This is a genomic window from Kitasatospora albolonga, from assembly GCF_039535905.1.
Classification (GTDB): domain Bacteria; phylum Actinomycetota; class Actinomycetes; order Streptomycetales; family Streptomycetaceae; genus Kitasatospora; species Kitasatospora albolonga.
Window position 1 is genome coordinate 1 of sequence record NZ_BAAAYB010000115.1, and the last position, 18,163, is coordinate 18,163.

Sequence of the window (18,163 nt, forward strand, 5' to 3'; positions counted from 1 at the left end):
GTCGGTGGAGATCAGCACGAACCGCTCCACGCCGGTGGCCAGCGCGGCCTCCACCAGGTTGTCGGTGCCGAGCACGTTGGACTTCACCGCCTCGCTGGGGTGACGCTCCAGCAGCGGCAGGTGCTTGTGCGCGGCCGCGTGGAACACCACCTCGGGGCGCAGGTCGCGGAAGATCTGCTGGATCCGCGGCCGGTCCCGGATGTCGGCGATCACCAGCGAGTCGTCGGTGAGCAGCGCCTCGCCCCAGATCTCCAGCTGGAGCCGGTGCAGGTTGGACTCGTCGTGGTCCAGCATGTAGAGCTCGGACGGGCCGAACGCGTGGACCTGGCGGCAGAGTTCGCTGCCGATCGAGCCGCCGGCGCCGGTGACCAGCACCCGCTTGCCCTCGATCACGGCGCGGACGTCGGAGGAGACCACGTGCACCTCGTGACGGCCGATCAGCCGGTTCACGTCCAGCGAGCGCAGGTCGGAGCCGACCACTTCGCGGCGCAGCGCCGCCAGGAAGGAGGGCAGGTAGCGGACGGCCGCTCCGGCCGCCGCGGCGGCGGTGGCCAGCGCGCGGACCTTCTGGTGGGCCAGCCCGGGGATGGCCAGCACCACGACCTGCGCCCTGTTCTCCACGGCCAGCTCGGTGAGCTCGGTGAGCGTCCCCAACACCGTGACGCCGCCGACCAGTTCGCCCGCCTTCAGCGGGTCGTCGTCGAGCAGGCCGACCGGGACCAGTCCGAACTCGGGCGTCCGGCCCAGGTCGCGCACCAGTGCGGAGCCGGCCGCACCGGCTCCGACCACGATGGTGCGCAGACCCTGACCGCCGTCCCCTGATGAAGGGTCGAACGGGTTCAGGCGTGCGGCATTGCTGTACGGCGACATGGGTGTCCTCCGGATTCCCTGACCTGACGGAGTCGGTACCTGGGGCATGGGGGGCCGGTCAGCCGGCGCCGGGGCCTGCGGTCGAGGCGACGGTTGGGGTGGATGGGGTGGTGCGCTGGGGAGGCCCGGACGGTTCGGACGGGCTGACGCCCGCCCGCCGGGCCACGGCCACGGCGGCGAGGGTGGAGTGCACCCCCAGCTTGCCGAGCACGTTCTGCATGTGGGTGCGGACGGTGTGCGGGGAGAGGTACAGCCGCTCCGCGACGGCCTGCCGGCCGAGACCGGCCACCATGCAGCGGAGCACCTCCTCCTCGCGCGGGGTCAGTGTCTCCACCAGCCGCTCGCTCTCCGTCCGGTCCCGCCGGGCGGCGGTCAACTCCCGTACCACGCCGGTGAGCAGGGTCGGCGGGAGGTGCGTCTCGCCGCGCAGGACGCCGCGGATCACGGCCATCAGACGCGGCAGCGAACTGTCCTTCGCGACCCAGCCGCCGGCTCCGGCCTGGAGGGCGCGGACCGCACGGCGCGGGTCGTCCTCGGTGGCCAGCACCACGGCCCGCAGCTCCGGATGACTCCGGGCGGCCCGGGCCAGCAGCAGCAGCCCGTCCGGCGCGGGGCCGGAGGCGGGGCGGGGCACGGTGGCGAGGGGCAGCGGTCCGGGTGGCCGCCGCGGTGCCGGGGCGCGGCCCGGTGGGGCCTCCGGCTCCACCGGCTGGCGCGGCCGCCGCGCGGCGGCGCCGAGGTCGGCGTCGACCAGGATGACGTCGAACGGACGCCCCTCGGTGGCCGCCCGCTCCAGGGCGCGCTCGGCCCCGGCCGCGCTCCCGGCCACACCCACTTCGACATCGGGCTCGGCGGCCAGGGTGGCCGCCAGTGCCTCGGCGAAGATGCGGTGGTCGTCGACCACCAGGACGCGAACCCGCCCCATCGTCGTACCCCCCTGCTCAGGTGCCGACCCCCACCGGTACCGGACTCAGCGTACGGAAGTGGGGGGCGGGTCGGTGGGGGTTTCGTGAAGTTCCGTGGGGCACGGGGGCGGTGGCGCTTCGGACGCACGCGGAGCGCGGTGGCGCGGCGGACGCACGTGGTGATGCCGGGGGCGCGAGGAACTGCGCGGGGCGGGAGGCGGCTCACCTGCAACTGAACCGCCGTCAGCCAGTTGCAGGTGCTGCCGTTCCCCCGCGCGCAGTTCCCCGCGCCCCTGGGGCCTCCGGCCCCGGGGCGCGGCTCCGGTCAGGAGAGGCGGCGGGCTCCGGCGGAGGGGACGGCGGTGAAGGTGCGGGGTTCGGCGTACCCGGCTGCCGCGAAGGCGGCCCGTACGGCGGCCTCGACCTCCGTCAGGAGTCCCTCGCGGACCAGGGCGATGACCGAGCCGCCGAAGCCGCCGCCGGTCATCCGGGCGCCGAGGGCGCCCGCCTCGACCGCGGCCGAGACGGCCAGGTCGGTCTCCGGGCAGGAGACCCGGTAGTCGTCGCGCAGCGAGGCGTGACCCGCCGTCAGCACCGGGCCGAGCGCGGCGAACTCGCCCGCGTCCAGCAGCGCGACCGCCTGCTCCACCCGGGCGTCCTCGGTCACCACGTGGGCGACCAGCGGGGCCAGCTCTTCGGGCAGCCGCTCCAGTGCGCCGGCCAGGCCCTCCGGTGCCAGGTCGCGCAGGGCCGGCAGGCCGAGCAGTGCGGCCGCCTTCTCGCAGCCGGCCCGCAGTTCGGCGTAGGCGCCGTCGGCCAGGTCGTGCTTGACCCGGGTGTCGATCACCAGCAGCCACAGCCCGTGGGCGGCCAGGTCCAGCGGGACCTGGCGCTGCGTCAGGTCCCGGGTGTCCAGCACCAGGGCGTTGCCCTCGGAGCAGCACATCGAGGCCATCTGGTCCATCACGCCGCACGGGACGCCGACGAAGGCGTTCTCGGCGAACTGCGCCAGCTGCGCCAGGTCGGCGTTGCTCAGCGGCAGGTCGTACAGGTCCCGGTAGGCGGTGGCGACCACGCACTCCAGGGCGGCGGAGGAGGAGAGCCCCGCCCCGCCGGGCACGTCGCTGTCGAACCACAGGTCGGCGCCGCCGACCGGGTGCCCGGCCTCGCGCAGCGCCCAGACCACGCCGGCCGGGTACTTGGCCCAGCCCTCCACGGAGCCGGGGGCGAGCCCCTCGACCTCCAGCTCGGTCACCTGGCCGTCGCCCTGCTCGCTCCAGAGGCGGAGCAGGCCGTCGGTGCGCAGCCGCACGGCCGCACGGGCGGCGTGCGGCAGGGCGATCGGGAGCACGAAACCGTCGTTGTAGTCGGTGTGTTCGCCGATCAGGTTGACGCGGCCGGGGGCCGCCCAGACACCGGTCGGGGCGGCTCCGTGGACGGACTGGAAATCGGTCATGCCTGCTTCTTCTCCAGGGTGAACTGCCAGGCGTCGCGGACGATGTCGTCCAGCTCCGGGCGGCGGGGGGTCCAGCCGAGCGCCTCGTGCGCGCGGGTGGCGGAGGCGACCAGGACGGCCGGGTCGCCGGGGCGGCGGTCGGCGACCACGACCGGGATCTCCCGGCCGGTGACGCGCTTGACGGACTCGATGACCTCGCGGACCGAGAAGCCGCTGCCGTTGCCGAGGTTGCAGATCAGGTGCTCGCCGGGCTTGGCGGCCGCGATCGCCAGCAGGTGGGCCTCGGCCAGGTCCGCGACGTGGATGTAGTCGCGGATGCAGGTGCCGTCCGGGGTCGGGTAGTCCTCGCCGAAGACCGCGATGTGCGGGCGCTGGCCCAGCGCGGCCTGGAAGACCAGCGGGATCAGGTGCGACTCGGGGTCGTGCCGCTCGCCGTAGGCACCGTACGCGCCGGCGACGTTGAAGTAGCGCAGCGAGACCGCGGCGAGGCCGTGGGCGATCGCCTCACTGGTGATCAGGTGGTCCACCGCCAGCTTGGTGGCGCCGTACGCGTTGGTCGGCGCGGTGGCGGCGGTCTCCTTGATCGGGGTCTCGGTCGGCTCGCCGTAGGTGGCGGCGGTGGAGGAGAAGACCAGCTTGCGGACCCCGGCCTTGCGCATCGCGCTGACCAGCTCCAGCGACCCGGCCACGTTGTTGCGCCAGTACTTCTCCGGGTCCGCGACCGACTCTCCGACCTGCGAGGAGGCGGCGAAGTGCAGCACGCCGTCGTAGGAGGAGTCCAGCACCTCGGCGGCGTCCTGGATCCGGCCGCGGACGAACTCGGCGCCCGCCGGGACGCCCTCCAGGAAGCCGGTCGAGAGGTCGTCGAGCACCGTCACCTGGTGGCCGGCCTCCAGCAGGTGCGCGCCGACCACGCTGCCGACGTATCCGGCGCCACCGGTGACCAGGTACTTACCCATGTGTTGCGACCTCCCGCAGGCGGTGTGCCGCCTGTTCCGGCGACACGTCGTTCATGAAAGCGTCCATGCCGGATTCGGTCCCGGCCAGGAACTTGAGCTTGCCTACCGTACGACGGATCGTGAAGAGCTCCAGGTGCAGTGCCAGCTCGTCACGGTGACCGGCCGGCGCCTGGTGCCAGGCGGAGATGTACGGGGTAGGCGCGTCCGTGTCGAAGAGACGGTCGAAGCGGCGCAGCAGTTCCAGGTAGATCCCGGGGAACTCGGCCCGCGCGGCCTCGTCCAGGCCGGTCAGGTCCGGTGTGCGGCGGTTCGGGTAGAGGTGCACCTCGTACGGCCAGCGGGCGGCGAACGGGACGAAGGCCGTCCAGTGCTCGCCCGCCAGCACCACCCTTTCGGGGTGGGCGAGCTGATCGGCGATCAGGTCCTCGAAGAGGTTGCGGCCGGTGGCGGCGCGGTGCGCGGTGGCGGCGGCCGCCGCCTTGGCGGAGCGCGGGGTGACGAACGGGAAGGCGTACACCTGCCCGTGCGGGTGGGCCAGCGTCACGCCGATCTCCACGCCCCGGTTCTCGAAGCAGTACACCTGCTCGATCCCCGGCAGTGCGGAGAGCTCCGCCGTGCGGTCGGTCCAGGCGTCCAGCACCAGCCGGGCCCTGTCCTCGGTGAGGCTCGCGAAGGAGGCGTCGTGCTGCGGGGTGAAGCAGACCACCTCGCAGCGGCCCGCCCCGGGGGCGGTCTCGTGGAAGGCGGTCCGGTCGGTGGCCACGTGCTCGGCGGCTCCCGGGGCCAACGACGGGAAGCGGTTCTCGAAGACCGCGACCTGGTAGTCCGGCGCCGGCACCTCGCTCAGCCGGCCGTCCTTGGACGGGCAGAGCGGGCACTCGTCGGCCGGCGGGTGGTAGGTGCGGCCCTGGCGGTGAGCGGCGACCGTCACGTGGTCGCCGGTGACCGGGTCGCGGCGGATCTCGGACAGCGCGGTGGTGGGCTCCAGCGGACGCAGGTCGCTGTAGTTCCGGTCGGCGGTGCTGCCGTCCGCGTCGAAGTAGATCAGCTCACGGCCGTCGGCAAGCTTGGTGGTGGTCTTCTGCACGGCAACATGGTCGAACAGAACCCAACAAGAGTCAACAGCCAAGGGCGCACGCCCGCGTCGCCGGTGATGGTGATCCCGGGGCGCGGGGAACTGCGCGGACCGGGAGGCGGCCGCCGCCGCTGAGGGCACGTCAGCCCGTTGCACGCGCTCCGGGGCCCGGCGTGATCCGGTCGAGCAGTCCCGTGCGGGCGGCGGTGGCGGTGGCCTCCAGGCGGGTGCGGGCCCCGAGCTTCATCAGGACCCGCTGGACGTGGGTCCGGGCCGTACTGGGGGCGATGCCCATGCCCTCCGCGATGGCGCCGGTGTCCTGGCCCTCGGCGATCCGCAGCAGCACCTGGACCTCACGGCGGGTCAGCGCCCGCAGCAGCCGCACCGCGTCGTCGTCCGGCTCCGCCACCGGTCGCAGCAGCCGCTCGAACGCCCCCTGGAGCACCTCGACCGCGACCGCCGCCTCCCCCGCCCGCACCCGGGCGATGGCCCGCTCGACCACCTCGATCCGCTCGTCGCTGCGGACGTACCCCGCCGCCCCCGCCGCGAACGCCGCCGCCACCCGCCCGGGTTCGCCCACCGGGCCGAGCACCACCACCGCGATCTCCGGCCGGTCCCGCCGCAACCGCCGCACCGGCTCGAAGGCGTCCGGGCCCCCCGGGCCGGCCACGCCGACCAGGCAGACCTCCGGACGGCGCGCCGTCACCAGCTCGCACACCGACCGGGCCGGCGAACCGATCGCCAGCACCCGGTGCCCGCGCAGCTGCAGGGCCGAGGCCAGTGCCTCGGCGAGCAGCCGGTGGTCGTCGACCACCACGAGCCGAACGCCCACGGCGCCCTCCCAGTCCACGTCCGGCGCACCCCACTCCGCGACCGGCGGGCGGCCGTTGACGCACCATCACAGCGCATCCGGCCCCGGCCCGCCAGAGTGCGCGCAGCCGTGACGCTCCCGGAAACGAAAGAAGGCCCCCGCCGTAACGGCGGGAGCCTTCTGTCCGAGCCCCCATGCGGAATCGAACCGCAGACCTTCTCCTTACCATGGAGACGCTCTACCGACTGAGCTATAGGGGCTTGCCGGTCTTCGTTTCCTTCTGACCGGGCCGGTCGAACGAGGAAGACATTACACGGTGATCGCCCCGCATGTGAAATCCGCTCAGCCGGCCTCCGCCGCGAGGCTCCCGGGGCGTACGGCGGCGAGGTCACGCCCCCTGGTCTCGGGCAGCGCCCGGAGTGCGAGCAGCGAGACCACGCCCACCCCGGCGGCGTACCAACCCACCGGTGCGGCGGTCCCGTACTCCGCCGCCAGCCGGGTCGCGACCAGCGGCGCGGTCGCTCCGCCGACCACCCCGCCGAGGTTGTAGCTCAGCGCCACCCCCGTGTACCGCAGCCGGGTCGGGAACAGCTCCGGCAGGTACGAGGCGATCGGCCCGAAGAGCAGGCCCAGCGCCGCCATCGCCCCGATCAGCGCCGCCCCCGCGGCCACCGGACGCCGGGTCTCCAGCAGCGGGAAGAGCAGCAGTGACCAGCCCGAGGTGACCGCCGTCGCGGCCAGCAGGGTGAGCCGCCGGCCGAACCGGTCGCCCCAGCCCGCGCTCAGCCACACCGTGCCGGCCATCGCCGCCGAACCGGCCAGCAGCGCCGCCAGGACGAGCCCGCCGGGCATCCCGAGGTCCACCGTGGCGTGGGCCAGCGCGTAGGTCGTGGTCAGGTAGAAGACGGTGTAGCCCACCATGATCGACAGCCCGCCGAGCAGCACCTCCCGCCCGTGCCCGCGCAGCAGCTCCAGCACCGGCACCCGCGGGCGCTCCGGCTGCTCGGCGAAGAGCGGCGACTCCGCCACCTTCAGCCGGACCACCAGCCCGAACGCCACCAGCACGGCGGAGGCCAGGAACGGCACCCGCCAGCCCCAGGACAGGAAGGCCCCGCGGCTCAGACCCTCGGAGAGCAGCAGGAAGACCGAGTTGGCCAGGAAGAACCCGGCGCAGGGCCCGAGTTGCAGGTAGCCGCCGTACCGGCCGCGGCGCCCGCTCGGCGCGTGCTCGGCCAGCAGCAGCGCGGCCCCGCCCCACTCCCCGCCCAGACCGATCCCCTGACAGAACCTCAGCACCACCAGCAGCACCGGGGCCCACATCCCCCACGCCCCGTACCCGGGCAGCAGCCCGACCAGCGCGGTCGAGACGCCCATCAGCAGCAGCGAGCCGACCAGCGTCGCCTTCCGGCCGAGGCGGTCGCCGTAGTGGCCGAACAGCACCGCCCCGACCGGGCGGGCCAGGAAGGCCACGGCGTAGACGGAGAAGGCGGCGAGCAGGGAGCCGGTGGTGCCGAGGCCGGGGAAGAAGACCTGGCCGAAGACCAGGGCCGCGGCGGTGCCGTAGATGAAGAAGTCGTAGAACTCGATCGTGGTGCCGACCAGCGCGGCGGCGGCGACCCGGCGCAGCGCGGGGGCCTGAGTGGGCGTCATGCCCCACCCTGGCGGCCGTACGGGTACGCAGAACAGCGGGCAATCGGGTGAAAACACGGCAGCGCCCCGCAGGGGCGCGAGGCTCTGCTGATCTGCGGCTCCGCCGCGGGGCGCGCAGGGGAACGGCAGCAGGTTCAACTGACTGACGGTGCATGAGTTGCAGGTGAGCCGCCTTCCGGACTCGCGCAGTTCCCCGCGCCCCCAGCGGTGTGACCACGTACGCCCTCGAAGCAACGTTCTAAGCTGGCGTCGTGGGTGAGCAAGGGTCGGCTTCGTGGTGGGCGCATGCGGCCAGGACGGGGCGGCCGCCGGTGCCGTGGGGGCTGATGGTGCGCGGGGCGGCGGGGATGGGGACCCCGTTGGCGCTCGGGTTTCTGACCGGGCGGCTGGACCTCGGGGTGTACGCCGGGCTCGGGGCGATGCACGCGACCATGAACGACCGGGACGAGCCCGCCGGGCTGCGGGTGCCGAGGATCGCCGGTGCGGTGGGGGCCTCCGCGCTGGGGATGCTGACCGGCGCCGCGCTGCAGCACTTCGGGGCCCCCACCGCCCTCGCCGCCGTGGTGCTGACCGTGCTCGCCTTCGCCTCCGGCGCCCTGAGCGCGACCGGCCCGCGCGGCTCCGGCGCCGGCATGCTGCTGCTGGTCTCGGCCACCCTCGGCGCCGGGATGCCGCTCGCCGCCCCGTGGTGGGCCGCCGCCCCGACCATGCTGCTGGGCGCCGCGTACGTGGTGCTGCTCGGCGCGCTGCACCGCTCCTCCCGCCCCGCCGCGGACCCGCGCCGCCGCGCCCTGGCCGCCGCCTTCGCCGCCCTCGGCACCACCCTCGCCGACCTCGGCACCCCGCGCGGCGCCGGCTCCCGCCAGGTCCTCACCGCCCGGCTCAACCAGCTCCAGGACCTCCTGCCACCCGCCCGGACGGGCCGTCAGGAACCGGAGCGGGTGCGGCGGCTGCGCACCCTGTACGAGGCGACCCTGGCCGTCACCGAGACCGCCAGCGGCCTGCTCTGGGCCTGGCGGCCGGTGCCCGCCGAGGTGGCGGAGCTGCCCGGACGGCTGGCCGCCGCCGTGCTCGGCGCCGGTCCGCCGCCCCCGTACCCCGCCTGGGAGCCCGACACCCCGGCGCTGCGCGCGCTGGACGCCGCGCTGCGCGACCTCACCGAGGCGGTGGCCGGACGGCCGGTGGCCCTGGGCACCGCGCCCGCCCCTCCCCCGGACCCGTGGCGGCTGCGGGCCGGGCTGCTCTCGCCCGCCTCGGTCCGCTACGGGCTGCGGGTGGCGCTCTGCATCGCGGTGGCCTCGCTGCTCACCGCCGGGGTGCCGCTCAGCCGGGGCTACTGGGTGCCGATGACGGTGGCCTTCGTGCTCAAGCCGGACCTGGGCTCGGTCTTCCAACGGGCCGTCAGCCGCTCGGTCGGCACCGTGCTGGGCGTCGCGGTGACCGCCGGGCTGCTCTCGCTGACCTCGTCCGAGTGGGGGCTGGCGGCGATCGCCGCGCTCTGCGTCGCGCTGCTGCCGTACTCGCTGGGCGTCCACTACGGGCTGAACGCGGCGGTGATGACGCCGATGGCGCTGATCCTGGTGCAGCTCGGCGGCGAGCCGGGCACCGAGGAGCTCTGGCCCCGGGTCCTCGACACCGCGCTGGCCAGTGCGATCGTGCTGGTCTTCGGCTACCTGCTCTGGCCGGAACGGCCGCAGCACCGGATCGAACCCCGGCTGGTCGCGGCCGCCACCGCCGTCCGGGCCTACCTGGCCTCGGTGGTGGACGACGGGCCGCCGGTGGCCGAGGTCTGGCTGCGGCGCACCGCGTACCGCGCGCTCGCGGACGCCCGGCAGGAGGTGCAGCACGGGCTCACCGAACCACCGCCGAACGGGCGGCTGGCCGCGCAGTGGCTGCCCGCCACCGCCGCCCTGGAACGCCTCTCCGGCGCCGTCGCCGCGTACGGCGCCCAGATCCGCTACGGCGGCCGGGCCCCCGACCCCGCGGAGGCCGCCCGGGTCTTCGAGGCCCTCGACCGCCTCACCGCCGCCGCCCGCGGCCACCGCCCCCCGGGCGGCCCGGCCGTACGGCCCACCGAACCGCACGACCCGGCGCTCAGCGCCCTGGCCCGCGCCGCGAACGAACTCGACGCGCTACTGGCGTGATGCCGCGCGGCAGGGCAGCGACCCGGGGCCGAAGGCCCCAGGGGCGCGGGGAACTGCGCGCGGGGGAACGGCAGCACGTGCAACTGGCTGACGGTGGGTCAGTTGCACGTGAGCCGCCTTCCGGACTCGCGCAGTTCCCCGCGCCCCTGGGTCGCTGCCCTGCCGATCCCCTTGCTCAGACCTCTTCGGCCAGTTCGAGCCAGGCCATCTCCAGCTCCTCCTTGTCCTCGCGGACCTTGCGCAGCTGCGCGTCCAGCTCGGCGACCTTGGAGAAGTCGGCCGCGTGCTCGGCCAGTTGGGTGTGCAGCTTGGACTCCTGCTGGTCCAGCTTGGCGATCTGGCGCTCCAGCTTCTGCATCTCCTTCTTGGCCGCCCGGGTGTCCCCCGCGGGCTTGGCCGCGGTCACCGGGGCCTGGACGGCCGAGGCGGCGGCGGCCTGCTCGGCCATCCGGGTCCGACGCTCCAGGTACTCGTCGACGCCGTTGGGGAGCATCCGCAGCCGCTGGTCGCCGAGCAGGGCGTGCACCGTGTCGGTGGTGCGCTCGATGAAGAAGCGGTCGTGGGAGATGACGATCATCGAGCCGGGCCAGCCGTCGAGGAGGTCCTCCAGCTGGTTGAGGGTCTCGATGTCGAGGTCGTTGGTGGGCTCGTCGAGGAAGAGCACGTTGGGCTCGTCCATCAGCAGCCGGAGCAGCTGCAGGCGGCGGCGCTCACCACCGGACAGGTCCCCGACCGGGGTCCACTGCTTGTCCTTGCCGAAGCCGAACTGCTCGCAGAGCTGACCGGCGCTCATCTCCCGGCCCTTGCCCAGGTCGACCCGGCCGCGGACCTGCTCGACGGCCTGGAGCACCCGGGTGGCCGGGTCCAGCTCGGCGATCTCCTGGGAGAGGTACGCCAGCCGGACGGTCTTGCCGACCTTGATGACGCCCGACGCGGGCTGCACGTCGCCCTCGGTGGCGTACGCGGCCTGCATGGCGCGCAGCAGCGAGGTCTTGCCGGCGCCGTTGACGCCGAGCAGGCCGATCCGGTCGCCGGGGCCGAGGTTCCAGGTGAGGTTCTCCAGCAGCAGCTTGGGGCCGGCCTTGACCGTCACGTCCTCCAGCTCGAAGACCGTACGGCCCAGGCGCGCGTTGGCGAACTTCATCAGCTCGCTCTTGTCGCGGGGCTCCGGCACGTCGGCGATCAGGGCGTTGGCCGCCTCGATCCGGTAGCGCGGCTTGGAGGTGCGGGCGGGGGCGCCGCGGCGCAGCCAGGCCAGCTCCTTGCGGGCCAGGTTCTGCCGCTTCTGCTCCTCGGTGGCCTCGATCCGGGAGCGCTCGGCGCGGGCGAAGACGTAGTCGGAGTAGCCGCCCTCGTACTCGCGGACCTCGCCGCGCTGGACGTCCCACATCCGGGTGCAGACCTGGTCCAGGAACCAGCGGTCGTGGGTCACGCAGACCAGCGCGGAGCGGCGGTTCTGCAGGTGCTGGGCGAGCCAGGCGATGCCCTCGACGTCCAGGTGGTTGGTGGGCTCGTCGAGGACGATCAGGTCGTGCTCGCCGAGCAGCAGCTGGGCCAGCGCGATCCGGCGGCGCTCGCCACCGGAGAGCGGGCCGATCACGGTGTCCAGGCCGTCGGCGAAACCGGGCAGGTCGAGGCCGCCGAACAGGCCCTGGATGATGTCGCGGATGCGGGCGTCGCCGAGCCACTCGTGGTCGGCCCGGTCGGCGATCACCTCGTGCCGGATGGTGGCCTTCGGGTCCAGCGAGTCGTGCTGGGTGAGCACCGCCATCTGCAGGCCGCCGGAGTGGGTGATCCGCCCGCTGTCCGGCTCCTCCAACTTGGCCAGCATCCGGATCAGGGTGGTCTTGCCGTCACCGTTGCGGCCGACGACGCCGATCCGGTCGCCCTCGCTGACGCCGAGGCTGACCCCGTCGAGCAGGGCCCGGGTGCCGTAGACCTTGCTGACGGACTCGATGGTGGCGAGGTTGACGGCCACTGCTGCGCGCTCCTGAGCTAGGGACAGTCCCGGAGTACGCCTCCGGGACCTGTCCAGCCTAGTCGAGCGGCCGTCGGTGCCCTCAGTGAGCGGCGTCCAGCCGGGCCCGCTGATCCTCCGTCAGCTCCAGGTCGAGGGCGGCCAGGCTCTCGTCCAGCTGGGCCACCGAGGAGGCACCGGTCAGCGGGATCACCGGGACCTCGCCGCCGAGCAGCCAGGCCAGCACCACCTGGTTGTGGGTGGCACCGGCCTCCTTCGCGACCTGGTCCAGCACCGCGCTCCGGGCCCGGGTGCCGGCGTGGTCGAAGGACGGGTCCAGCGGCTTGGCCGCCTCGTTGCCGTAACTGCCGCCCAGCAGCGGGGAGTAGGCGACCATCGCCAGCTCCGGGTTGGCCCGGACGTAGGAGAGCAGGTCGCCGACCACCACACCCGCGTCGCCGTCCGGGGAGAGCGGGCTGGGGCGGTCGGCCCGGCGGCGGAAGTAGCTGTGGCTGTACTGGAGGACCTCGTACCCGGCCAGGCCGCGCGCGGCCGCCAGGCCACGGGCCCGTTCGACCTGCCAGGACCAGTGGTTGCTGACGCCCAGCAGGCCGACCGTGCCCTCCGCCACCAGCTCGCCGAAGGCGCCCACCGTCTCGGCGAGCTCCACCGTCGGGTCCTGGACGTGGGCGTAGAGCAGGTCCAGCTTCTCCACCCCGAGCCGCTGCCGGCTCTCCTCGGCCTCCTGCCGGATCGCCGCCGCCGACAGGCCCTCGCGGTTCTCCACGTAGCCGGTGCCGGCCGCCATCGGGCGGGCGCCCAGCTTGGTGGCGATCACCACCTCGTCGGTGATGCCGCGGCTGCGCCGCCAGTGGCCGAGCACCCGCTCGCTGGCGCCGCCGCGGCTGCCGTCCAGCCAGTAGGCGTAGTTGTTGGCGGTGTCGACGAAGGTGCCGCCGGCCTCGACGAAGCGGTCCAGCACCGCGAAGGCGGTGGCCTCGTCGGTGCGGGTGCCGAACAGCATCGCGCCCAGGCTGAGGACGCTGACCTCGCGGCGGTGCTGCGGGTCGGTGCCGATGGTGCGGTAGCGCATGGCGGAGCTCTCCCCGTTCTCACGGCCCGTCAGCTACGGGCCCGTGACCACGAGTCTGGAAGCTGGAGCGCGCTCCAGGTCAAGCGGTGACGGCGGCCCCCGGGACCGGGCCGTGGGTGACGTGCGCGGCCCGGCAGGTGCCGGAGTCGCGCAGGGCCCGGGCGATGCCCTCGGCCGCCTCCGCGTCCTTGGCCAGGAAGGCGGTGGTCGGGCCGGACCCGGAGACCAGCGCGGCCAGCGCGCCCGCCTCGGTGCCCGTCCGCAGGGTCGCGGCCAGCGAGGGGCGCAGCGAGACGGCGGCGGCCTGGAGGTCGTTGGCCAGCGCCCCGGCCAGGGCCGTCGGGTCGCCGTCGGCCAGGGCGGCGAGCAGCGCCGGGTCGGCGTCGGGGGTGGTCACCTCCTCCTCGGTGAAGCCCGTCCCCGCCTCGGCCCGCAGCCGATCGCACTCGCGGAACACCGCCGGGGTGGACAGGCCCCCGTCGGCCACCGCGAAGACCCAGTGGAAGGTGCCCTCGACCGGCAGTGGGGTCAGGATCTCGCCCCGGCCCCGGCCCAGCGCCACCCCGCCGAGCAGCGCGAACGGCACGTCCGAGCCAAGCTCGGCGGCCAGCTCGTGCAGCACCTCGGCGGGGGTGTCCAGCTTCCACAGCGCGTCGCAGGCCACCAGCGCGGCGGCCCCGTCCGCGCTGCCGCCGGCCATGCCGCCGGCCACCGGGATGGCCTTCTCGATGTGCAGCGCGACGTTCGCCTCGATGCCGTGGTGGGCGGCCAGTGCGTACGCCGCCCGGGCGGCGAGGTTGGAGTCGTCCAGCGGCACCTGGTCCGAGCCAGGGCCCTCGCAGGTCAGCGTGACGCCCTCGCCCTGACGGGCCGTCACCAGGTCGCCGAGGGCGACCGCGAAGAACACGTTGGCCAGGTCGTGGAAGCCATCCGGGCGCAGACCGCCCACGCCCAGCTGCACGTTGACCTTGGCGGGCACCCGTACGGTGATCACTGGGCGGCCTCCGCCTTCGGCTTGTGCTCGGCGATCGCCGCGAACTGTTCCACCGTCAGCATCTCGCCGCGCAGGGTGTGGTCGATGCCCGCCCCGCGCAGCGCCTCCTCGGCGGCGGCCGGCGAGCCGGCCCAGCCGGCCAGCGCGGCCCGCAGGGTCTTGCGGCGCTGCGCGAAGGCCGCGTCCACCACGGCGAAGACCTCCTGCCGGGTGGCGGTGGTCTTCGGCGGCTCGCGGCGGATCAGCGAGACCAGACCCGAGTCGACGTTCGGCGCGGGCCAGAACACGTTGCGGCCGATGGCGCCGGCCCGCTTCACGTCCGCATACCAGTTGGCCTTCACGGACGGGACGCCGTAGACCTTGTTGCCCGGCTTGGCGGCGAGGCGGTCGGCGACCTCGCTCTGCACCATCACCAGGGTGCGCTCGATGCTCGGGAAGGTGGCCAGCATGTGCAGCAGCACCGGGACGGCCACGTTGTAGGGGAGGTTGGCCACCAGCGCGGTGGGCGGCGGGCCCGGCAGCTCGGTGACCTCCATCGCGTCGCTGAGCACCAGGTCGAAGCGGTCGGCCCGCTCCGGCATCCGGGCCCGGACGGTGGTCGGCAGGTGCTGCGCCAGCAGCGGGTCGATCTCCACCGCCGTGACGTGCTCCGCCACCTCCAGCAGCGCCAGCGTCAGCGAGCCCAGCCCCGGCCCGACCTCCACCACCGCGTCCTCGGCCGTCACCCCGCCCGCCCGGACGATCCGCCGCACGGTGTTCCCGTCGATGACGAAGTTCTGCCCGCGCTGCTTGGTCGGCTTCACCCCGAAGGCGGCGGCCAGCTCGCGGATGTCCGCGGCGCCCAGCAGGTGGGTGTTGTCGGGGGCGGTGGGTTCTTCGGTGCTGCTCACCCGGCAAGGATAAGGGTCAGAGCTCCACGACCTGCTTCAGATCGACCTCGATGGAGAAGGGCAGCTCGGTCCGAAGCAGCCCCTCGTGCACGGTGACCGGAAGGTAGACGCCCTGGGTCTCGTCCCGGCGGAACTCGTGCACCACCGGAAGGTCGTCGTCGCCGCGCTCGACCCGCCAGTAGGACGGGATGCCCCGGTCGGCGTACTGGCCGGGCTTGCGGAAGCGGTCGTTGGCCCGGGTGCCGGGCGAGACCACCTCGACCATCAGCACGACGGCCGACGGCGGCAGGCACTCAAGCTCGAAGACGTCGATCCCGGTCTTGTCGAAGACCACGACGTCCGGCTTGGTCGTGTTGTCCGGGTCCAGCAGCACGCAACGCTCGACGTTCGCGGCGTACGGCGCCACACGCGCGGAGGCCAACGCCAGGAAGAGCTGGTCCCGCACCTGGTCGTGCCACTGATTCGTCTGTCCCCGGACCACGATGACTCCGTCCACCAGATCCCATTCGAACGGCAGGTCGAGGTTCTTGGCCTGCTCGTACGTCCAGCCCTGGGACGGCGGATTCATCCAGTCGATCGGCTCGGCGGTCATCGCCACCTCCCTCACTGCACTCATGCTAGCCAGCATGGGGGTGGCGCGAGAGTGCCGAATCGTTTCCCTCGAATCCGAACTTCGTCCGGTTCCGGCTCAGTAGCCGAAGGCGCGGGCCGTGTTGGCGGCGATGGCGGTGGCGAGCTCGTCCTCGTGCAGGCCCAGGGTGTCGGCCATCGAGCGGAGGGTGACCGGGATGAGGTACGGGGCGTTGGGGCGGCCGCGGTAGGGGTGGGGGGTGAGGAAGGGCGCGTCGGTCTCGATCAGGACGCGGTCGAGGGGGGTGACGGCGAGGGCGTCGCGCAGGGGCTGGTTGGCCTTGAAGGTGACGGGGCCGGCGAAGGAGAGGTACCAGCCGTGCTCGGCGCAGACCTTGGCCATGGCGGCGTCGCCGGAGTAGCAGTGGAAGACGGTGCGCTCGGGGGCGCCCTCCTCCAGCAGGACGGAGATGACGTCCTCGTGGGCGTCGCGGTCGTGGATGACCAGCGCCTTGCCGTGCCGCTTGGCGATCTCGATGTGGCGGCGGAAGGACTCCTTCTGGATGTCCACGCCCTCGGGGCCGGTGCGGAAGTAGTCCAGGCCGGTCTCGCCGACGGCGAGCACCTGCGGGAGGGCGGCCAGCGCGTCGATCTCGGCCAGGGCGGCTTCCAGGGCGGGCGAGCCGCCGGGGGTCCGGCGCTGGCCGGACCACCCGTCGGGGTCGCCGAGGACGAGGCGGGGCGCCTCGTTGGGGTGCAGCGCGACGGCCGCGTGGACCTGCTCGAACTCCGCCGCCAGCTCGGCGGCCCAGCGGGAGCCGGGCACGTCGCAGCCGACCTGCACGACCGTGGTCACCCCGACCGAGGCGGCCTTGGCCAGGCCCTCCGCGGGGGTGCCGGACTGCATGTCCAGGTGGGTGTGCGAGTCGGCCACCGGCACCGCGAGCGGTGCCGGCAGCGGCGGCGGGGTCGAGCGGTCGTCGGCCATCAGGCTGCGGGCTTCTCTTCCAGGCGGGGGAACAGGATCTCGCCCTTGACCACGGTGGCGCCGGCCGGCAGCCGGCCCCAGTCCGCGACGGTGGCGATGGTCTGCGAGGCGAGGGTGCCGAGCGACTCCTCCGCGCCGAGCGAGTCCCAGAGCTTCTGGGCGGTGACCGGCATCAGCGGGTTGAGCAGCACGGCGGTGGCCCGGAGCGCCTCGGCGGCGGTGTAGAGGATGGTGGCGAGACGGGCCTGCCCCTCGGCGGACTCGTCCTTGGCCACCTTCCACGGCTCCTGCTCGGTGAGGTAGCCGTTGACCTGCTTGATGAACTCGAAGACGGCCGCGATGCCGCCCGCGAAGTCCAGCTCCTCGCCGATCTTCTGGTCGGCGGCCTGGGTGGCCGTCACCAGCCCGGCCGCGACGGCGGCTTCGGCCTCGCCGGCCGCCGTGGCAGCGGGGAGCTTCCCGTCGAAGTACTTGCCGACCATGGCCGCCACCCGGGAGGCCAGGTTGCCGAAGTCGTTGGCCAGCTCGGAGGTGTACCGGGCGGAGAAGTCCTCCCAGGAGAACGAGCCGTCGGTGCCGAACGGGATGGCCCGCAGGAAGTAGTAGCGGTAGGCGTCCACGCCGAAGTGCGAGGTCAGGTCCTGCGGGGAGATGCCGGTCAGGTTCGACTTGGACATCTTCTCGCCGCCGACCATCAGCCAGCCGTTGGCGACGACCCGCTTGGGCAGCGGCAGCCCGGCGGCCATCAGCATGGCCGGCCAGATCACCGCGTGGAAGCGCAGGATGTCCTTGCCGACCAGGTGCACCGAGGCGGGCCAGAGCTCGGCGAAGCGCTCCGGGTCGGAGCCGTAGCCGGCGGCGGTGATGTAGTTCTGGAGCGCGTCGACCCAGACGTAGAGGACGTGCTTCTCGTCCCAGGGCAGCGGGACGCCCCAGTTGAAGGTGGAGCGGGAGATCGACAGGTCCTTGAGGTCCTGCTCGACGAAGCGGAGCACCTCGTTGCGGGCCGAGGCGGGCTGGATGAAGTCCGGGTTGGCCGCGTAGAACTCCAGCAGCTGCGGGCCGTAGGCGGAGAGCCGGAAGAAGTAGTTCTCCTCCTCCAGCCACTCGACCGGGCGCTTGTGCACCGGGCAGAGCTTCTCGTCCTCGGTGGCACCGGGGAGCAGCTCGCCGGGGAGCTTGTACTCCTCGCAGCCCACGCAGTACGGGCCGGAGTAGCCGCCCTTGTAGATCTCGCCCTTGTCGAACAGGTCCTGGACGAACTCCTGGACCCGGTCGGTGTGGCGCTTCTGGGTGGTGCGGATGAAGTCGTCGTTGGCCACGTTCAGGTGCTGCCAGAGCGGCTTCCACTCCTGCTCGACCAGCCGGTCGCACCACTCCTGCGGGGTCACGCCGTTGGCGTCCGCCGTCCGCATGATCTTCTGGCCGTGCTCGTCGGTACCGGTCAGGTACCACACCTTCTCGCCGCGCTGGCGGTGCCAGCGGGTGAGGACGTCCCCGGCGACGGTGGTGTACGCGTGGCCCAGGTGCGGGCGATCGTTCACGTAGTAGATCGGGGTGGTGACGTAGTAGGCCGAGTTCGATGCCTCGGTGGTGCTGTGCTCTGCAGTGGCCGCCATGGCCGAAATCTTAGCGGCGCGAAGGAACCACCCTCGACTCGTTAAGGCCGACCGTCAATTGGGGGGTGGGAGAAGGAGCGGCGTCGGGGTGCGTGGCTCGGCGGCGCCGAGGAGGGAGTCCATGCGGAGCATCGGCGACTGACGAGAAGCCGGCGAGGTGCGTGCCCCGACGCCGCGACGCC

Annotated in this window: 15 protein-coding genes and 1 tRNA gene; 1 reads left to right on the top strand and 15 read right to left on the bottom strand. The window is 73.5% G+C overall.

Annotated elements, in window-relative coordinates; translation table 11 throughout:
* From ABD946_RS28235 to ABD946_RS28270, 8 genes are all read right to left on the bottom strand, one after another.
* Nucleotides 1–870: polysaccharide biosynthesis protein (locus ABD946_RS28235; RefSeq protein WP_345288240.1), on the bottom strand; the 870-nt coding region annotated here is incomplete at its 3' end.
* A 58-nt stretch (nt 871–928) separates the two neighbouring features.
* Complete coding sequence (locus ABD946_RS28240) at nt 929–1,795, bottom strand: LuxR C-terminal-related transcriptional regulator (protein ID WP_345288242.1); 867 nt, start codon at nt 1,793–1,795, stop codon at nt 929–931.
* 305 nt (nt 1,796–2,100) lie between these two features.
* Nucleotides 2,101–3,231 carry a galactokinase gene (gene galK / locus ABD946_RS28245; protein WP_345288244.1) on the bottom strand — a complete coding sequence of 377 codons (1,131 nt, stop codon included), beginning with the start codon at nt 3,229–3,231 and terminating at the stop codon, nt 2,101–2,103.
* A complete protein-coding gene (galE, locus tag ABD946_RS28250; protein ID WP_345288245.1) occupies nt 3,228–4,190 on the bottom strand; it encodes a UDP-glucose 4-epimerase GalE in 963 nt (320 codons plus the stop codon). The genes galK and galE overlap by 4 nt, the downstream gene beginning before the upstream one ends.
* Nucleotides 4,183–5,277 carry a galactose-1-phosphate uridylyltransferase gene (gene galT, locus ABD946_RS28255; protein WP_345288247.1) on the bottom strand — a complete coding sequence of 365 codons (1,095 nt, stop codon included), beginning with the start codon at nt 5,275–5,277 and terminating at the stop codon, nt 4,183–4,185. Before galT ends, galE begins: the two co-directional genes overlap by 8 nt.
* Nucleotides 5,278–5,407: 130 nt before the next feature.
* Nucleotides 5,408–6,097: a LuxR C-terminal-related transcriptional regulator gene (locus tag ABD946_RS28260; protein ID WP_345288249.1), complete on the bottom strand. Its 690-nt coding sequence runs from the start codon at nt 6,095–6,097 to the stop codon at nt 5,408–5,410.
* Between the two features lie 166 nt (nt 6,098–6,263).
* Nucleotides 6,264–6,336, bottom strand: a tRNA-Thr gene (locus ABD946_RS28265).
* An 82-nt stretch (nt 6,337–6,418) separates the two neighbouring features.
* Nucleotides 6,419–7,726 carry an MFS transporter gene (locus ABD946_RS28270; RefSeq protein ID WP_345288250.1) on the bottom strand — a complete coding sequence of 436 codons (1,308 nt, stop codon included), beginning with the start codon at nt 7,724–7,726 and terminating at the stop codon, nt 6,419–6,421.
* Between the two features lie 347 nt (nt 7,727–8,073).
* On the opposite strand from ABD946_RS28270, the gene ABD946_RS28275 reads away from it, so the two are divergent.
* Complete coding sequence (locus tag ABD946_RS28275) at nt 8,074–9,870, top strand: FUSC family protein (protein ID WP_345288252.1); 1,797 nt, start codon at nt 8,074–8,076, stop codon at nt 9,868–9,870.
* A gap of 175 nt (nt 9,871–10,045) precedes the next feature.
* Here the strand turns inward: ABD946_RS28275 and ABD946_RS28280 are convergent, their stop codons facing one another.
* From ABD946_RS28280 to metG, 7 genes are all read right to left on the bottom strand, one after another.
* On the bottom strand, nt 10,046–11,848 hold the full coding sequence (locus ABD946_RS28280; protein WP_345288254.1) for an ABC-F family ATP-binding cassette domain-containing protein: 1,803 nt from the start codon (nt 11,846–11,848) through the stop codon (nt 10,046–10,048).
* An 82-nt stretch (nt 11,849–11,930) separates the two neighbouring features.
* Nucleotides 11,931–12,920: an aldo/keto reductase gene (locus ABD946_RS28285; protein ID WP_345288256.1), complete on the bottom strand. Its 990-nt coding sequence runs from the start codon at nt 12,918–12,920 to the stop codon at nt 11,931–11,933.
* A gap of 79 nt (nt 12,921–12,999) precedes the next feature.
* The gene (locus tag ABD946_RS28290) at nt 13,000–13,914 is read right to left on the bottom strand and encodes a 4-(cytidine 5'-diphospho)-2-C-methyl-D-erythritol kinase (RefSeq protein WP_345288258.1); all 915 of its coding nucleotides are present in this window, start codon (nt 13,912–13,914) and stop codon (nt 13,000–13,002) included.
* Nucleotides 13,911–14,804, bottom strand: a complete 894-nt coding sequence (gene rsmA, locus ABD946_RS28295) for a 16S rRNA (adenine(1518)-N(6)/adenine(1519)-N(6))-dimethyltransferase RsmA (RefSeq protein WP_345288260.1) — start codon at nt 14,802–14,804, stop codon at nt 13,911–13,913. The genes ABD946_RS28290 and rsmA overlap by 4 nt, the downstream gene beginning before the upstream one ends.
* Before the next feature lie 16 nt (nt 14,805–14,820).
* Nucleotides 14,821–15,420 (bottom strand): Uma2 family endonuclease, encoded by a 600-nt coding sequence (locus tag ABD946_RS28300; protein WP_345288261.1) that lies wholly within the window; start codon nt 15,418–15,420, stop codon nt 14,821–14,823.
* 72 nt (nt 15,421–15,492) lie between these two features.
* Nucleotides 15,493–16,362 carry a TatD family hydrolase gene (locus ABD946_RS28305; protein ID WP_345288263.1) on the bottom strand — a complete coding sequence of 290 codons (870 nt, stop codon included), beginning with the start codon at nt 16,360–16,362 and terminating at the stop codon, nt 15,493–15,495.
* Nucleotides 16,362–17,981, bottom strand: coding sequence for a methionine--tRNA ligase (metG, locus tag ABD946_RS28310; protein ID WP_345288265.1), 1,620 nt, complete (start codon nt 17,979–17,981; stop codon nt 16,362–16,364). Before metG ends, ABD946_RS28305 begins: the two co-directional genes overlap by 1 nt.
* Nucleotides 17,982–18,163 lie beyond the last annotated feature (182 nt).